Genomic DNA, 14,479 nt, shown 5'->3' with positions numbered 1-14,479 from the left:
GGTATAAGCAATGACGCGCCACGGAGTGGTGCGCCCCCAGCTGGAGGACTCGCCGTGAACGACAAGGACATCGCCGCACTCGCCGACCGCATCGCCGAGGGCCGGCGCAGCCGCAAGGTGATGGACTTCCTGGCCGAGGCCACGGCCGGCCTGTCGGAGGCGGAGTCCTACAAGGTCCAGTTCGCGGTGCATGACCGGCTGGCGGCGGCCGGCGATCCGCTGGCCGGCTGGAAGGTCGCGCTGACGCTGCCCTCGCAGTACGAGCCGCTGAAGCTCTCCGGGCCGGTCTTCGCCGGCATCTACAGGAGCGGCGTGCGGCCGAGCGGGGCGGTGTTCGAGAAGGGCTGGCCCCTCAAGGCCGGCATCGAGTGCGAGATGGTGGCGACCATGGGCAAGGACGCACCGAAGGGTACGGCCGCCTGGACCGCCGACACCATCAAGCCGATGGTTCGTTCGTTCAACTGCGGCGCCGAGGTGGTCGAGAACCGCTACGGCGACGTCACCAAGGTGAGCGGGCCGGGCCGCATCGCCGACGACGTGCTGCAGGCCGCCTGCATCGTCGGCACGGAGGTGAAGGACTGGCAGGCCGTCGATTTCGCCGGCCTCAAGGGCCGCTCGCTGTTCGACGACAAGGAGATCGGCGCCGGTCCCGGCACCAACGTCATGGGCGGCGCGCTGATCTCGCTCGCCTGGCTCGCCAACAAGCTCAACGAGCACGGCACGCACCTGAAGGCGGGCGACGTGATCCTCACCGGCTCGGTGCATCCGCCGGTCTTCCTGCCCGGGCCGGGCGTCGCGAAGACGGAGTTCGTCGGCATCGGCGGCACCGAGATCACGGTGAACTGACGGCCGCTCACGGCCAGCGCGGCATCTTCGGCCGCTTGGGGATTGAGGGCAGGCGCGGCACGCCAGGCAGCCGGGGGAGGCCGAACCTCACGACGTGAAAGGCCGGAGAGCGGGTCTGCAAACCAGGCGAGCCGTTTTGGCCGGCGGTCGCGGCGGTCGGATGGCCGGCGATCAGGATGGTCGCGAGGGCGGTGACGAAGAAGAGCTGCATGACGGTCTCCTGTGGGTCTGATGGGAAGAGGGATGGTCAGGGGCAGTTGGCCGGCACGAGCTTGCCGGACTGAACCCTGACCACCTGGCGGCAGATGCGCTGGCCGTTGCCGTCGTAGTCGTAGGCGACGAGGACGCGCACCCCGCTGGCGACGATGGTGTCGGCGTCGAGGCCGGCCACCGAGTCCAGCGATGGTAGGCTGCGATGCAGGCCGCAGGCGTTGACGATGACGCCGGTTCCAACGGTGATGCCGAGGGCAATCAGGGCCAGAAGGCTGATGGCGGCGGCGTCGACGGATCGCTTCATGTCGGTCTCCCCCCCGGCGGTGAATGCCGGTCTCGGAAGGGAGACGGGGCGACGCGGCGGAGCGTTACAGGTCCCGTGACCGTCGATTGGCGGGTGCGGCGAGGCCCCGACCGGAGGCGGCCGGGCCCACCAGCATGACCAGCTTGAAGTCCGGGCGGGTGGCGACGGCGAAGCCCACCTGCTCGTAGGACAGCCGTCCGCGCCGCGGGTGCTCGAAGGTGCGCTCGCCGCCGGTGCGGTCGACGACATCGTGCTCGCGCCAGCAGCGGGCGAAGTACGGGCTGCGCCGGCGCAACTCCTCGACCAGCGCCTGCAGGCCCTCGTCCTGGAGGTGGCGGCTGGAATCGGCGCGGAATTCGGCCAGCACGCGGCGGGCCCGCTCCTGCCACTGGGGAATCACCGTGCGCGCGGTCGGGCTCAGGAAGACGTAGCGCAGCAGGTTGCGGTCGCTGTTGCCGTCGAGCCAGCCGACGAACAGCCGCGCTGCCGGCCGGTTCCAGGCCCGCGCGTTCCACAGCGAATCGAGGATATAGGCCGGCGCGTCGATGGCGGCGACGGCCCGCCCCAGGGAGGCCGCGACGTCCATGCCGTCGCCGTCCGGCGGCGCGGGCAGGCTGGGATCGCGCTTGCCCGCGAGTTCGAACAGATAGGCACGCTCGGCCGGCGTGAGCTGCAGCGTACGCGCCAGCCCCGACAGGGCGGAGGCCGACGCCGAGACCTCGCGACCCTGCTCGAGCCAGGTGTACCAGGTCGCGCTCATGCCGCAGGACTGCGCGACCTCCTCGCGGCGCAGGCCGGGCGTGCGCCGCCGCCCGCCGCCCGGCAAGCCGAGGCTTTCCGGCACCAGCCGGTCGCGATGGGCGCGCAGGAAGTCGCCCAGCTCGCGCCGCCTCGTCTCCAGCGTGTCGGCCGCCGTCATGGGACAGTTTATACCAGGATAAATTGCGCACTGGTACCAGGGTAAAGAACGGCGCATCAGCGGGCCAAGGACACCGAAGGAGGGACCAGCGCATGACCGGGCCGCGCACGCTGTACGACAAGATCTGGCAGAGCCACGTCGTCGAGGAGCAGGACGATGGCACGGTGCTGCTCTACATCGACTGCCACCTGCTGCTCGAGGTCACGAGCCCGCAGGCCTTCGAGGGGCTGCGCGCGGCGGGCCGCCGGGTGCGGCGGCCGCAGGCCACCATCGCCGTCGCCGACCACAACGTCCCCACGACCGACCGCAGCCAGGGCATCGCCGATCCGCTGTCGCGCCACCAGGTCGAGACGCTGGAGCGCAACACGCGCGAGTTCGGCGTGCCGTTCTTCGGCATGGACGACATCCGCCAGGGCATCGTGCACGTGATCGGACCCGAGCAGGGCTTCACCCAGCCCGGCATGACTGTGGTGTGCGGCGACAGCCATACCGCCACCCACGGCGCCTTCGGCGCGCTGGCCTTCGGCATCGGCACCTCGGAGGTCGAGCATGTGCTGGCGACCCAGACGCTGATCACGACACCGTCGCGGAACATGCGCATCACCGTCGAGGGCGAGCTGGGCTTCGGCGTGACAGCCAAGGACCTGGTCCTGGCCGTGATCGGGACGATCGGCACCGCCGGGGGCACGGGATACGTGATCGAGTATGCCGGGTCGGCGATCGGCCGGCTCTCGATGGAGGGCCGCATGACGGTCTCCAACATGTCGATCGAGGCGGGCGCGCGCGCCGGTCTGATCGCGCCTGACGAGACGACCTTCGCCTACCTGAAGGGCCGGCCGCAGGCGCCGCCGACCGAGGCCTGGGAGCAGGCGGTCGCCGCGTGGCGGACGCTGCCGTCGGATGCCGGCGCGCGCTACGACCGCGAGGTCGCCCTCGAGGCGGCCCGCATCGAGCCGCAGGTGACCTGGGGAACCAGCCCGCAGGACGTCGTGCCGATCGGCGGGCGCGTGCCCGATCCCGCCGACACCGCCGACGGCGAGCGCCGCGCTGCGATAGCGCGCAGCCTCGCCTACATGGGGCTGACGGCGGGCACGCCGATGACCGACGTCCGCATCGACCGGGTGTTCATCGGCTCGTGCACCAACAGCCGGATCGAGGACCTGCGGGCGGCGGCGGCGGTCGTGCGCGGCCGCAGGGCCGCAAGTCACGTCCAGGCGATGGTCGTCCCCGGCTCCGGTCTCATCAAGCGCCAGGCCGAGGCGGAAGGACTCGACCGCGTCTTCCGCGACGCCGGCCTCGACTGGCGCGAGCCGGGCTGCTCGATGTGCCTGGCGATGAACGAGGATCGCCTGCTGCCGGGCGAGCGCTGCGCCTCGACCTCCAACCGCAACTTCGAAGGACGCCAGGGCTATGGCGGGCGCACCCACCTGGTCAGCCCGGCAATGGCCGCGGCGGCCGCGGTCACCGGCCGCCTCGCCGACGTCCGCGACCTCATGAGGTAAGGAGAGAATGATGGAAAAGTTCGTCCGCCTGACCGCCGTCGCGGCGCCGCTGCCGATGGCCAATGTCGACACCGACATGGTGATCCCGAAGGACTATCTGAAGGTCACCGATCGCACGGGACTGGGCCGGCATCTCTTCGCCGAGATGCGCTACGAGGCGAATGGCGCCGAGCGCGCCGACTTCGTGCTCAACCGGCCGGCCTGGCGCAAGGCCGAGATCATCGTCGCGCTCGACAATTTCGGCTGTGGCTCCAGCCGCGAGCATGCCGCCTGGGCGCTGCGCGATTTCGGCATCCGCTGCGTGATCGCGCCGTCCTTCGCCGACATCTTCTTCAACAACTGCTTCAAGAACGGCATCCTGCCGGTGGCGCTGCCCAAGGCGCAGTGCCTGGAGCTGATGAAGGATGCCGAGCACGGCGCCAACGCGACGATGACGATCGATCTCGAGACGCAGGAGATCGTCCGCCCCGACGGCGAGCGCATCGCCTTCGAGATCGAGCCGTTCCGCCGCGAGCGGCTGCTCCAGGGCCTGGACGAGATCGGCGCCACGCTGGCCCGCACCGACCGGATCGACGGGTTCGAAGCGGCGCTGGCCGAGCGCCAGCCGTGGCGGGCGGAGGTGCTCACTCCTCCCCAGTGAATCTGGGGAGGTGTCCGCGAAGCGGACGGAGGGTCATGACTGACAGGACTGATGCCCCTGACCCCTCCGTCGCCGTAGGACGGCGACACCTCCCCATCGGAGACGATGGGGAGGAGGGGGTCGTCAGTCCGCCGCCTGCTTGTCGAGGAAGGTCAGCACGCCGTCGCTGCGCTCGCCCTTGAGATAGCGGAAGGTGCCGGCGCCGGTGGCGATCAGGTCGCCGTTCTGGTCGTAGATCTCGGTCTCGGCGGCGAAGGTGCTCTGGCTGGTCGAGGGCCGCCAGGCACCGAGGATCGCCAGCACGTCGCCCTCGCGCGCCGCCTTGATGAACTGCGTCGTGAAGGCGAGGGTGACGCTGAGCCGCCGCGCGGTCGCCGTCTCGTTGAAGGTGCAGGCGAAGCCGCTGGCCGAATCGAGCAGCGTCATCAGCACGCCGCCGTGCAGCAAACCGTTGGCGTTGCACAGTTCGGGACGCACCGCGAGGCGCATCTCGACGAAGCCGTGGCGCCAGGCCACGACCTCGTGGCCGATCACGCCATTGAAGCCGCGGAACTCGTAGGGAGCGACGGGCCGGGCATCGGCCGGTCGTTGGATGGGCATCTGGGGAAGTCTGCCGGATAGGAACGCAAGCGCAGGTCCGGTCCGATCGAGCCACACGCGGTTCGATCGGACCGGAAGTCGCTTTAGCTTAGCGGCGCGCCATCGCCGACATCGGCGGCCGGTGCCCGTGACCGTTGGTGACGGGCCGCAGCGCCGCCGGGGCCGTGCTGGCCGCCGGCTGGGCGGCCATGCCGGTGCGGATGTCGCGCGCGACCTTCACCAGGCGCGGGCCCCAGTCGGCCTCGAGCCGGTCGCGGCTGATCTGGTAGATCGGCGCCGAGGCGTTGATGGCATAGGCCGCCGTGCCGTCGGAATTGCGCAGCGGCGCGCCGACGCCGCAGAGCTCGGGCAGCCACTCGCCCCAGGTCACGCAGAAGCCGCGGTCCGCCAGCTCCTTGAACGACCGCTCGAGGCCGGTCTTGACCTTCGTCCAGTCGTCGCGCCAGCGGCGGCGGATGGCGTCGATGTGCTTGTTGCGGTCGACGTCGGGCAGCGAGAAGAGATAGGCGCGGCCCATCGCGGTGGTCGCCATCGGCACGCGCGTGCCGACATCATGGGTGATCGCGACGACCGAGGGGCCGCGGCAGGCCTCGAGGTAGATCATCGAATGGCGGTCGCGGCCGCCCAGCGCGGTCGAGGCGTTCAGCGCATGGGCGAGCTGCTCCAGCGGCTGCCGCGAGGCGCGGCGGACGTCCATGCTCGAGATGGCGGCATAGCCCAGCGCCAGCACCGAGGCACCGAGCTCGTACTTGCGGAAGCGACGGATGTAGTTGAGGTAGCCGAGCTCGGTCAGCGTGTGGGTGAGGCGGGCTACCGTCGGCTTCGGCAGGCCTGTGCGGTGGGCGATCTCCTGGTTGCCCAGCATGCCTTCGCCGGCATGGAAAGCGCGCAGGATGTCGAGGCCGCGGGCCAGCGCCGTGACGAACTGACGATCCTTGCCGGTGACACCTTCGAGACCATTTTCGACCGAGCTTTCGAAGGCTGCGGTTCGTGTGACGAGATGGCTGACATTGCCCATGAGCGTTACTCCGTGAATGGCCGTTTATTTCCTTGCGGAGCGGAACGTGCCATCGCCTCTCATATGCCGCAATGCGCACGCCTCGGTTTTGACCTGCGAACGTGCAAAGCCGCCATGCCGCAGGCGCGGGTGTCGCTATCGAGGGTTGAGGAAGGCGGAAAGGCCGCGCGGCATGGGCATTTTTCACACCGTTGGCGCGGGTCACTGGCTCTTGGGGAGGCCGGCGGCTACCATCGCCTTCCCCTACCTCTGAGAGGCAAGAATTGGCCAAAGACAACCCACTGCCCAAGGACATTGCCGGCCTGTCCTTCGAGGACGCCCTGAAGGAGCTGGAAGGCATCGTGAAGCAGCTCGAGCAGGGGCAGGTGAAGCTCGACGAGGCAATTTCGGCCTATGAGCGCGGCGCGCTGCTGAAGAAGCACTGCGAGCTGAAGCTTGCCGAGGCGAAGATGAAGGTGGAAAAGATCGTCTTCTCGTCCGACGGCGCCGTCGGCACCCAGCCCGCCGACCTGAGCTAAGTCCCCCGATCATGCCACTGTCGTCGCATCGCGACTTCGAGGCCGCGCTGTCCTTCGCCGCCTCCTCGGTCGAACACACCATGGATCGCCTCCTGCCCAAGGGCGATTCGGACGAGGCCCGCGTCTTCGAGGCCATGCGCTATTCCAGCCTGGGCGGCGGCAAGCGCCTGCGCGCCTTCTTCGTGCTGGGCGGGGCCACCCTGTTCAAGGTCGCGCCCCTGTCGGCGCTGCGGACGGCCAGCGCCATCGAGTTCCTGCACGCCTATTCGCTGATCCACGACGACCTGCCGGCGATGGACGACGACGACCTGCGGCGCGGCAAGCCGTCCTGCCACCGGCAGTTCGACGAGGCGACGGCCATCCTGGCCGGCGACGCGCTGCAGGCGCTTTCCTTCGAGGTCCTGGCCCACGAGGACACGCACGGCGACGCCACGGTGCGCGCCCATCTGGTGGCCGAGCTGGCCCGCGCCGCCGGCGCCCGGGGCATGGTCGGCGGCCAGATGCTCGACCTGCTGGCCGAGAGCCGGGGCGGCGAGATGTCGATCGGCGCCATCACCCGCCTGCAGCGGTTGAAGACCGGGGCCCTGATCTCGTTTTCGTGCACATCGGGTGCGATCCTGGGCAAGGCGAGCGAGCAGCTGCGGGGGGCGCTGTCCGCCTATGCCCATGATCTCGGCCTGGCCTTCCAGATCGTCGACGACCTGCTCGACGTCGAGGGCAGTGCGGCCGAGATCGGCAAGACGCCGGGCAAGGATGCCGCGGCGGGCAAGGCGACCTTTGTGTCGATCCTGGGCCAGGAGCGGGCGCGGGCCCAGGCCGAGCTGCTGGCCCGGCAGGCGGCCGTGCATCTGGAGCCCTTCGGCGCCGCGGCGGACCTGTTGAAGCAGGCGGCGAATTTCGTGGTTGCGCGGCGGACCTGAGGGTCGTTGCGGGAGTATGATGGCGTCATGACAGTCCAAGGCACACCGCTCCTCGACACCGTCGACGTGCCAGCCGACATCCGTCGGCTGCGGCCGGAGCAGCTGCCCCAGCTCGCCGACGAGCTGCGGCAGGAGACGATTTCCGCGGTCTCCGTGACCGGCGGCCATCTCGGCGCGGGGCTGGGCGTCGTCGAGCTGACGGTGGCGCTGCACTACGTCTTCGACACGCCGCGCGACCGGCTGATCTGGGACGTCGGCCACCAAGCCTATCCTCACAAGATTGTCACCGGCCGGCGCGACCGCATCCGCACCCTGCGCCAGGAGGGTGGTCTCTCGGGCTTCACCCGGCGCAGCGAGAGCGAGTACGACCCGTTCGGCGCCGCCCATTCCTCGACCTCGATCTCGGCCGGGCTGGGCATGGCGGTGGCCCGCGACCTGGCCGGCGGCACCAACAATGTCGTGGCGGTGATCGGCGACGGCGCCATGAGCGCCGGCATGGCCTACGAGGCGATGAACAATGCCGGGGCCCTGCGCAGCCGTCTGGTCGTGGTGCTGAACGACAACGACATGTCGATCGCCCCGCCGGTCGGCGCCCTGTCGGCCCACCTGTCCCGGCTTCTGTCGGGGCAACCCTATGTCAGCCTGCGCAACCTCGGCCGCTCGGTCGCCGAGGCGCTGCCCAAGCCGCTCGAGCTGGCCGCCAAGCGGGCGGAGGAGTTCGCGCGTGGCTTCGTGGCCGGCGGCACGTTGTTCGACGAGCTGGGCTTCTACTATGTCGGCCCGGTCGACGGTCACAATCTCGACCACCTCCTGCCGGTGCTGAAGAACGCCCGCGACAGCCAGCTCGACAAGCCGATCCTGGTGCATGTCGTCACCCGGAAGGGCAAGGGCTATGGGCCGGCCGAGAAGAGCGCCGACAAGTATCATGGCGTCGTCAAGTTCGACGTCATCACCGGCAAGCAGGCCAAGCCGGTCGCCAATGCGCCGGCCTACCAGGCGGTGTTCGCCAAGTCGCTGATCGCCGAGGCGGAGGTCGACAGGAAGATCGTCGCCATCACCGCGGCCATGCCCTCGGGCACCAGCCTCGACAAGTTCGCCGAGCGCTTCCCCGAGCGCTGCTTCGACGTCGCCATCGCCGAGCAGCACGGCGTCACCTTCGCCGCCGGCCTCGCGACCGAGGGCTTCAAGCCGTTCTGCGCCATCTACTCGACCTTCCTGCAGCGCGCCTACGACCAGGTGGTGCACGACGTGGCGATCCAGAAGCTGCCGGTGCGCTTCGCCATCGATCGCGCCGGCCTGGTGGGCGCCGACGGCGCAACCCATGCCGGCTCCTACGACATCACCTATCTCGCCTGCCTGCCGGACTTCGTGGTCATGGCGGCGGCCGACGAACTCGAGCTGATGCACATGGTGGCGACGGCCGCGCACATCGACGACCGGCCCTCGGCCTTCCGCTATCCGCGCGGCGAGGGCGTCGGCATCGACCTGCCGGCGCGCGGCACGCCGCTCGAGATCGGCAAGGGCCGGGTGGTGCGCGAGGGCAGCAAGATCGCCATCCTGAACTTCGGCGCCCGCCTGCAGGAGTGCCTGGTGGCGGCCGAGGACCTGGCCGCCAAGGGGCTCAGCACCACGGTGGCCGACGCCCGCTTCGCCAAGCCGCTCGACACCGATCTCGTGCGCCGGCTGGCGCGCGAGCATGAGGTCCTGATCACGATCGAGGAGGGGGCGATCGGCGGCTTCGCCGCCCAGGTGCTGCAGGACCTGGCAATGGCCGGGGCGCTCGACCATGGGCTCAAGATCCGCCCGCTGATCCTGCCCGACCGGTTCATCGACCACGCCGCGCCGGCCAAGCAATACGCCCAGGCCGGGCTCGACGCGGCGTCCATCGTCGCCACCGCGCTGGCCGCGCTCGGCCGCGAGGCCGAGCGGGCGCGGGGATAGGCCTCAGGCTCTTCCGGACGGCGAACCTCCGGCTCGCTCAAGTCGCACGAGCGAGCCGACGGCCCGGAATCCTCAAGGAACCCCCGACGCTCAGTCCTTCGGCTGCGGCACGATGCGCAGGTAGGGCTTCGGCGCCTTCCAGCCGCCCGGGAACTTGGCCTTCGCCTGCTCGTCGGACACGGCCGGGACGATGATGACGTCCTCGCCCTTCTTCCAGTTCACCGGCGTCGCCACCTGGTGCTTGGCGGTGAGCTGGCAGGACTCCAGCAGGCGCAGCACCTCGTCGAAGTTGCGGCCGGTGCTCATCGGATAGGTGAGCATCGCCTTGATCTTCTTGTCGGGGCCGATGATGAACACCGAGCGCACGGTGGCGTTGTCGGCGGCCGTGCGGCCCTCCGACGAGGTACCGGCGCCCTCGGGCAGCATGTCGTACAGCGTCGCCACCTTGAGCTCGGGATCGCCGATCATCGGATAGGTGACGGCATGGCCCTGGGTCTCCTCGATGTCCTTGGCCCACTTGGCGTGGTTGGTCACCGGATCAACCGAGAGGCCGATGATCTTGGTGTTGAGGCCGTCGAACTTCGGCTTCAGGCCGGCCATGTAGCCCAGCTCGGTGGTGCAGACCGGCGTGAAGTCCTTGGGATGCGAGAACAGGATGGCCCAGCCGTCGCCGATCCACTTGTGGAACTCGATCGGCCCCTGCGTGGTCTCCGCCTTGAAGTCCGGCGCGGTGGAATTGATTCGAAGCGTCATGGTCTTAACCCCCCTGGCGGCGTACGCCGCCCCGCCTAGATTGGGGTTCGCCCGCGCCGGGTCAAGCCTTGGCGGGAATCCAGCTCATGAGGCCCAGTCCACCATCGATTTCCACCGTCGTCCCCACCACGTAGCGGCCGAATCTTTCCGACAGGACGGCGACCGCCATCTGGGCGACGTCGTCCGGCGTGCCGGCACGGCCGATCGGAATCTGCTTCACGAGGTCGGCAAGGTTGTCGGCGACGAAGCCGCCGCCGGGGATGGCGCCCGGCGCGAGGGCGTTCACGCGGATCCCCGAGGGCGCCAGCGTGCGCGCCAGCTCCTTCATCACCATCGTCATCCCGGCCTTCGAGGCGCTGTAGTGGGGCAGGTTGCGCGGCGTCTCGCGATGCTGGGAGGTGATGAGCAGGATGCGACCCTTGATGCCCTTGTCGCGCATGTGGCGGCCGACCTCGCGGCCGAGGAAGAAGCCGGCGCGCAGGTTGATGCCGGTCATGGCATCCCACGTCTCTTCGCTCACCGACAGCGGCGTGTCGACCTCGCGCCGCCGCGGGCTTGCGGCATGCACGAACAGCGAGACCGTGCCCAGCCGGTCGAGCGCGCCGGCGAGCAGCGTCTTCCAGCCGTCGGGCCGGCCGAGATCGGCGGCCAGGAAGTCGATCCCGTCCTCGGCCGGCGGCGCGGCGATGTCGCTGCCCAGCACCGTCGCGCCCTCGGCCTTGAGCGCACTCGCGATGCCGCGGCCGATGCCGCCGGCGCAGCCGGTGACGAGGGCGCGTTCGCCCTCCAGAAGCTTCGTGCTCATGCTAAGTGTTTCTTCCCTCGATTTGGAGTGAGCCCATGGACCGGACGCGGCCGACGCTCAATCAGGTCAACATTGTAAGCGGCGACGCCGACGCATCCATCGCCTTCTATCGGCGGCTGGGGCTCGACATTCCCGCGGCGGAGATCTGGAGGACGGAAAGCGGCGCCCACCATGTCAGCGCCATCCGCCGTTCCTCGGCGGAGGCCGCCAGCCTGGAGATCGACAGCGCCGCCTTCGCGCCGTTCTGGAACGCCGCCTGGGCGGGCCAGGCCGGCCTGGCGGGCCGCGTGGTCGTCGGCTTCGGCGTGGAGTCACGCGAGGAGGTCGATCGGCTCTACGGCGAGATGACCGGGGCCGGCCATCGCGGGCTGCAGCCGCCCTTCGACGCCTTCTGGGGCGCCCGCTATGCCATCGTCGAGGATCCCGACGGTGTCGCCGTCGGCCTGATGAGCCCGGTCTCGGCCGAGCGCCGCGCGCCGCCGCCGGCCGTCTGAGATGGCGCGCACACGCCTCGACGTGGCGCTGGTCGAGCGCGGACTGGCCGAGACGCGGGCCGCGGCGCAGCGGCTGATCATGGCCGGGCTCGTCTTCTCCGGCGACCGCCGGCTCGACAAGGCAGGCCACGCGGTCGCCGAGGAAACGGCGCTCGAGGTGCGCGGCCAGCCGTATCCCTACGTGTCGCGCGGCGGACTGAAGCTCGAGAAGGGGCTGGATCACTTCGCCATCCCGGTCGAAGGCCGCGTCGCCCTCGATGTCGGTGCCTCGACCGGCGGCTTCACCGACCTGCTGCTGCAGCGCGGCGCGACCCGGGTCTATGCGATCGACGTCGGCACCAACCAGCTCGCCTGGAAGCTGCGCTCCGATCCGCGCGTCGTGTCGATGGAGAAGACCAACATCCGCGATGTCACGCGCCGCGAGGTGCCGGAGCCCGTCGACCTCATCGTATGCGACGCCTCGTTCATCGGGCTGCGCACCGCCCTGCCAGCGGCGCTGGCGCTGGCGGCACCGGGCGCCCATCTCGTGGCCCTGATCAAGCCGCAGTTCGAGGTCGGCCGCGGCCGCGTGGGGAAGGGCGGCATCGTCCGCGACCCCGAACTGCACGAGGAGGTCTGCGCCGCGATCTCGGCGTGGCTGGCGGAGCAGCCCGGCTGGACAGTCCTCGGCGTCACCGACAGCCCGATCGAGGGCGCCGAGGGCAACCGGGAGTTCCTGATTGCGGGAACGTACGCGCTGTCACCCCGAGCGTAGCGAGGGGCCTTTAAGGTTACGGAAAGGTCCCTCGCTGCGCTCGGGATGACAGTTTCCGTTTATCGCACCGCTCGGCTCACCCGAAACTTGTTGTTGTCGGCCAGCGTCTCGAACGACCCGAAGTTCGCCTTGAGCTGCGGCTCGTAGGGCAGGCCGCGATTGGCCACGAGAAAGAGCCGGCCGCCCGGTCGCAGCGCCCGCGCCGCGGCGGTAATGATGTTCTGCCCGAGGCCCGGCTCGGCGGCGCGGCCGGCATGGAAGGGCGGGTTGCACAGGATCGCGTCGTAGGTCGCCGGCGCCGCTTCCTGGACCAGGTCGAGCCAGTGGAACGAGGCACGCGGATCGGCGACGTTCGCCCGCGCCGCCTCGATGGCGAGATGCTCGGCGTCGATCAGGTCGATGCGCGCGATGCCGGGTGCGCGCGCCAGCGCCTCGCGCGCGATGTAGCCCCAGCCGCAGCCGAAATCGGCGACATGGCCCGCGAGATCGTCGGGCAGGTGGCGGGCGAGCAGGGCCGAGCCGTCGTCGATGCGGTCCCAGGAGAAGATGCCGGGCTGGCTGAGCCACGTACCGTCGCCGACCGGCTGCAGGCGGGCGAGCGCCTGCCAGTAGTCGGGCGGGCGGCGAGCGCCCCGCGTCAGCCAGAACACCCGGCAGTGGAACTTGGAGAGCTGGCCGTCGAGGCCGAACGCCTTGCCGACATGGCGCTCGAGGCTGGCGGCCCCGTCGTCGTTCGAGCCGGTGCAGACCAGCGTGCCGCCCTCGGCCAGCAGCGACCAGCCGCGCGCGACGTTGGCGAAGTTCTCCTCCTTGTGCTTGGTCAGCAGCACCTGTCCCAGCGCGTAGCCGCCGCGCTCGAGCCGCGGCACCACCGACCAGCCCGCGCGCCCCAGTCGCAGGAACTCGGGCCGGAACGACTGCTCGGCGTCGATGTCGCGGAAAGGGGCGAGCTCGGCCCGCAGGAAGAACGCCCGCTGCGGCGCGAGCGCTCCCGTGTCGAAGGCGTGGGCGAGCGCGCGGCCGGCCTGGCTCACGGCCGGCCCGTCAGGGCACCAGGACGGCGCGTCCCATGATCAGCCCCTTGCGCAGGTCCTGCAGGGCGGCGTCGGCCTCGTCGAGCGGGCGCTTGACGATCGGCACCGGCGTCACCTTGCCCGTGGCGACGAGGTCCATCATCTCCTTCATCTCGGCCGGGCTGCCGGTCACCGAGCCGACGATCTGGCAGCCGGTGAAGGCGAACATCGGCAGCGGCAGCGTGAAGGTGCCGCCGAACAGGCCGACGATCACCAGCCGGCCGCCGCGGCCGAGCGCGCGCACGCCGAACTGCGCCGAGGCCTCGGCGCCGACGAAGTCGATCGCGGCGCCGACGCCGGTGCCGCCGGTCAGCTCCATGACCTGCTTGCGCGCGTCCTTGTCGCGCGGGTCGAGCGCGGCGCAGGCGCCGTTCTCCAGTGCAAGCTTGCGCTTGCCCTCGTCGATGTCGGCGACGATCGGCTCGCGGCCCAGCACCGACTTGGCGAAGCGCACGCCCATCAGGCCGACGCCGCCCGCGCCGATCACCAGGATCGGCTTGCCGGCATCCTGGCCGACCGCCTTCTTGACCGCGCCGAAGGCGGTGATGCCCGAGCAGGCATAGAGGCAGGCGAGCTCGATCGGCAGGTCGCCGTAGGGATAGAGATACTTCGGATGCGGCACGAGGACGTGGTCGGCATAGCCGCCGTCCTTGTTGACGCCGAGCGCGCGCGGCGCCGGGCAGAGATGCTCGCTGCCGTGAGTGCAGTACCAGCAGGTGCCGCAGCCGATCCACGGATAAACGACCGCCTTGTCGCCGGCATTCGCTCCCTTAGCGTCGGGACCGACGGCGACGACCTCGCCGACGATCTCGTGGCCCATGGTGCGGGGCGGGTTCATCGTCTTCTGGGTGGAGAACTTGTTGCCGCCGCCCATGTCGAAGTAGCCCTCCCACAGATGGACGTCGCTGTGGCAGACGCCGGCCGCGGTGATGCGGACCAGCACCTCGGTGCCCTGCGGGGCGGGGTTCGGCTCCTCGACCTTCTCGAGCGGCTTGCCGAATTCGACCACCTTGTAGCTCTTCATGACCTGCTCCCGTGTCTTGCGCGCCCAGCTTAAAGCATCCGGGCGGCTCCGGGGCTACTGGTTCGCCACGCGATGGCTCGGTCGTCCGTCGGCGGGCTGCCGGGGCGGATATCGGGCTGCCGGGGCGGATATGACCGGATGATGACTTTGAGCGA

General features: G+C 70.0%; 17 protein-coding genes. 8 read left to right on the top strand and 9 right to left on the bottom strand.

Annotated elements, in window-relative coordinates:
- Positions 1-54 precede the first annotated feature (54 nt).
- Positions 55-846, top strand: coding sequence for a 2-keto-4-pentenoate hydratase (locus ACO073_RS20185; protein WP_421999708.1), 792 nt, complete (start codon positions 55-57; stop codon positions 844-846).
- Positions 847-853: 7 nt separating this feature from the next.
- On the opposite strand, the gene ACO073_RS20180 is transcribed toward ACO073_RS20185, so the two are convergent.
- The 3 genes from ACO073_RS20180 to ACO073_RS20170 all read right to left on the bottom strand — a co-directional run bounded on the left by ACO073_RS20180 (position 854) and on the right by ACO073_RS20170 (position 2,282).
- Positions 854-1,057 carry a hypothetical protein gene (locus ACO073_RS20180; RefSeq protein WP_421999706.1) on the bottom strand — a complete coding sequence of 68 codons (204 nt, stop codon included), beginning with the start codon at positions 1,055-1,057 and terminating at the stop codon, positions 854-856.
- 36 nt (positions 1,058-1,093) lie between these two features.
- The gene (locus tag ACO073_RS20175) at positions 1,094-1,363 is read right to left on the bottom strand and encodes a hypothetical protein (RefSeq protein WP_421999704.1); all 270 of its coding nucleotides are present in this window, start codon (positions 1,361-1,363) and stop codon (positions 1,094-1,096) included.
- A 64-nt stretch (positions 1,364-1,427) separates the two neighbouring features.
- A complete protein-coding gene (locus ACO073_RS20170; protein ID WP_421999703.1) occupies positions 1,428-2,282 on the bottom strand; it encodes a helix-turn-helix transcriptional regulator in 855 nt (284 codons plus the stop codon).
- Positions 2,283-2,374: 92 nt separating this feature from the next.
- Between ACO073_RS20170 and leuC the strand changes: the two genes are divergently transcribed.
- Both leuC and leuD read left to right on the top strand, forming a co-directional pair.
- The gene (gene leuC, locus ACO073_RS20165) at positions 2,375-3,784 is read left to right on the top strand and encodes a 3-isopropylmalate dehydratase large subunit (RefSeq protein ID WP_421999702.1); all 1,410 of its coding nucleotides are present in this window, start codon (positions 2,375-2,377) and stop codon (positions 3,782-3,784) included.
- 10 nt (positions 3,785-3,794) lie between these two features.
- Positions 3,795-4,424: a 3-isopropylmalate dehydratase small subunit gene (gene leuD / locus ACO073_RS20160; RefSeq protein WP_421999700.1), complete on the top strand. Its 630-nt coding sequence runs from the start codon at positions 3,795-3,797 to the stop codon at positions 4,422-4,424.
- A gap of 123 nt (positions 4,425-4,547) precedes the next feature.
- Here leuD and ACO073_RS20155 read toward each other — a convergent pair whose 3' ends face one another.
- Positions 4,548-5,024: a PaaI family thioesterase gene (locus ACO073_RS20155; RefSeq protein ID WP_421999699.1), complete on the bottom strand. Its 477-nt coding sequence runs from the start codon at positions 5,022-5,024 to the stop codon at positions 4,548-4,550.
- A gap of 88 nt (positions 5,025-5,112) precedes the next feature.
- Complete coding sequence (locus ACO073_RS20150; protein ID WP_421999697.1) at positions 5,113-6,042, bottom strand: IclR family transcriptional regulator; 930 nt, start codon at positions 6,040-6,042, stop codon at positions 5,113-5,115.
- Between the two features lie 263 nt (positions 6,043-6,305).
- Here ACO073_RS20150 and ACO073_RS20145 point away from each other — a divergent pair, with 263 nt between their 5' ends.
- The 3 genes from ACO073_RS20145 to dxs are packed head-to-tail and all read left to right on the top strand — an operon-like array spanning position 6,306 to position 9,421.
- On the top strand, positions 6,306-6,560 hold the full coding sequence (locus ACO073_RS20145; RefSeq protein ID WP_421999695.1) for an exodeoxyribonuclease VII small subunit: 255 nt from the start codon (positions 6,306-6,308) through the stop codon (positions 6,558-6,560).
- 11 nt (positions 6,561-6,571) lie between these two features.
- Positions 6,572-7,480, top strand: a complete 909-nt coding sequence (locus ACO073_RS20140) for a polyprenyl synthetase family protein (protein ID WP_421999693.1) — start codon at positions 6,572-6,574, stop codon at positions 7,478-7,480.
- 27 nt (positions 7,481-7,507) lie between these two features.
- Positions 7,508-9,421: a 1-deoxy-D-xylulose-5-phosphate synthase gene (dxs, locus tag ACO073_RS20135; RefSeq protein ID WP_421999691.1), complete on the top strand. Its 1,914-nt coding sequence runs from the start codon at positions 7,508-7,510 to the stop codon at positions 9,419-9,421.
- Between the two features lie 90 nt (positions 9,422-9,511).
- Here dxs and ACO073_RS20130 read toward each other — a convergent pair whose 3' ends face one another.
- Entirely contained in the window at positions 9,512-10,174 is a 663-nt protein-coding gene (locus tag ACO073_RS20130) for a peroxiredoxin (protein WP_421999690.1), read from the bottom strand.
- 61 nt (positions 10,175-10,235) lie between these two features.
- A complete protein-coding gene (locus ACO073_RS20125) occupies positions 10,236-10,979 on the bottom strand; it encodes an SDR family NAD(P)-dependent oxidoreductase (RefSeq protein ID WP_421999688.1) in 744 nt (247 codons plus the stop codon).
- 35 nt (positions 10,980-11,014) lie between these two features.
- Between ACO073_RS20125 and ACO073_RS20120 the strand changes: the two genes are divergently transcribed.
- Both ACO073_RS20120 and ACO073_RS20115 read left to right on the top strand, forming a co-directional pair.
- Positions 11,015-11,473 (top strand): VOC family protein, encoded by a 459-nt coding sequence (locus ACO073_RS20120; protein WP_421999686.1) that lies wholly within the window; start codon positions 11,015-11,017, stop codon positions 11,471-11,473.
- A gap of 1 nt (position 11,474) precedes the next feature.
- Entirely contained in the window at positions 11,475-12,227 is a 753-nt protein-coding gene (locus ACO073_RS20115) for a TlyA family RNA methyltransferase (RefSeq protein WP_421999684.1), read from the top strand.
- Positions 12,228-12,286: 59 nt separating this feature from the next.
- On the opposite strand, the gene ACO073_RS20110 is transcribed toward ACO073_RS20115, so the two are convergent.
- Together ACO073_RS20110 and ACO073_RS20105 are read right to left on the bottom strand one after the other, a co-directional pair.
- Entirely contained in the window at positions 12,287-13,261 is a 975-nt protein-coding gene (locus ACO073_RS20110; RefSeq protein WP_421999682.1) for a class I SAM-dependent methyltransferase, read from the bottom strand.
- Positions 13,262-13,271: 10 nt separating this feature from the next.
- Complete coding sequence (locus ACO073_RS20105) at positions 13,272-14,324, bottom strand: alcohol dehydrogenase (protein ID WP_421999681.1); 1,053 nt, start codon at positions 14,322-14,324, stop codon at positions 13,272-13,274.
- Between the last annotated feature and the right edge of the window lie 155 nt (positions 14,325-14,479).

Origin of the sequence: Reyranella sp. (assembly GCF_965229815.1) — a bacterium.
Taxonomy (GTDB): Bacteria; Pseudomonadota; Alphaproteobacteria; order Reyranellales; family Reyranellaceae; genus Reyranella.
Note: the sequence above shows the minus strand (reverse complement) of the source record. Positions and strands in the feature narration are given on the sequence as shown.

Coding starts and splice junctions, on each gene's coding strand:
- dxs (WP_421999691.1), top strand. CDS start 7,508: ATGACAGTCCAAGGCACACCGCTCCTCGACACCGTCGACGTGCCAGCC.
- ACO073_RS20150 (WP_421999697.1), bottom strand. CDS start 6,042: ATGGGCAATGTCAGCCATCTCGTCACACGAACCGCAGCCTTCGAAAGC.
- ACO073_RS20170 (WP_421999703.1), bottom strand. CDS start 2,282: ATGACGGCGGCCGACACGCTGGAGACGAGGCGGCGCGAGCTGGGCGAC.
- leuD (WP_421999700.1), top strand. CDS start 3,795: ATGGAAAAGTTCGTCCGCCTGACCGCCGTCGCGGCGCCGCTGCCGATG.
- ACO073_RS20115 (WP_421999684.1), top strand. CDS start 11,475: ATGGCGCGCACACGCCTCGACGTGGCGCTGGTCGAGCGCGGACTGGCC.
- ACO073_RS20175 (WP_421999704.1), bottom strand. CDS start 1,363: ATGAAGCGATCCGTCGACGCCGCCGCCATCAGCCTTCTGGCCCTGATT.
- ACO073_RS20125 (WP_421999688.1), bottom strand. CDS start 10,979: ATGAGCACGAAGCTTCTGGAGGGCGAACGCGCCCTCGTCACCGGCTGC.
- ACO073_RS20180 (WP_421999706.1), bottom strand. CDS start 1,057: ATGCAGCTCTTCTTCGTCACCGCCCTCGCGACCATCCTGATCGCCGGC.
- ACO073_RS20140 (WP_421999693.1), top strand. CDS start 6,572: ATGCCACTGTCGTCGCATCGCGACTTCGAGGCCGCGCTGTCCTTCGCC.
- ACO073_RS20155 (WP_421999699.1), bottom strand. CDS start 5,024: ATGCCCATCCAACGACCGGCCGATGCCCGGCCCGTCGCTCCCTACGAG.
- ACO073_RS20120 (WP_421999686.1), top strand. CDS start 11,015: ATGGACCGGACGCGGCCGACGCTCAATCAGGTCAACATTGTAAGCGGC.
- ACO073_RS20105 (WP_421999681.1), bottom strand. CDS start 14,324: ATGAAGAGCTACAAGGTGGTCGAATTCGGCAAGCCGCTCGAGAAGGTC.
- ACO073_RS20130 (WP_421999690.1), bottom strand. CDS start 10,174: ATGACGCTTCGAATCAATTCCACCGCGCCGGACTTCAAGGCGGAGACC.
- leuC (WP_421999702.1), top strand. CDS start 2,375: ATGACCGGGCCGCGCACGCTGTACGACAAGATCTGGCAGAGCCACGTC.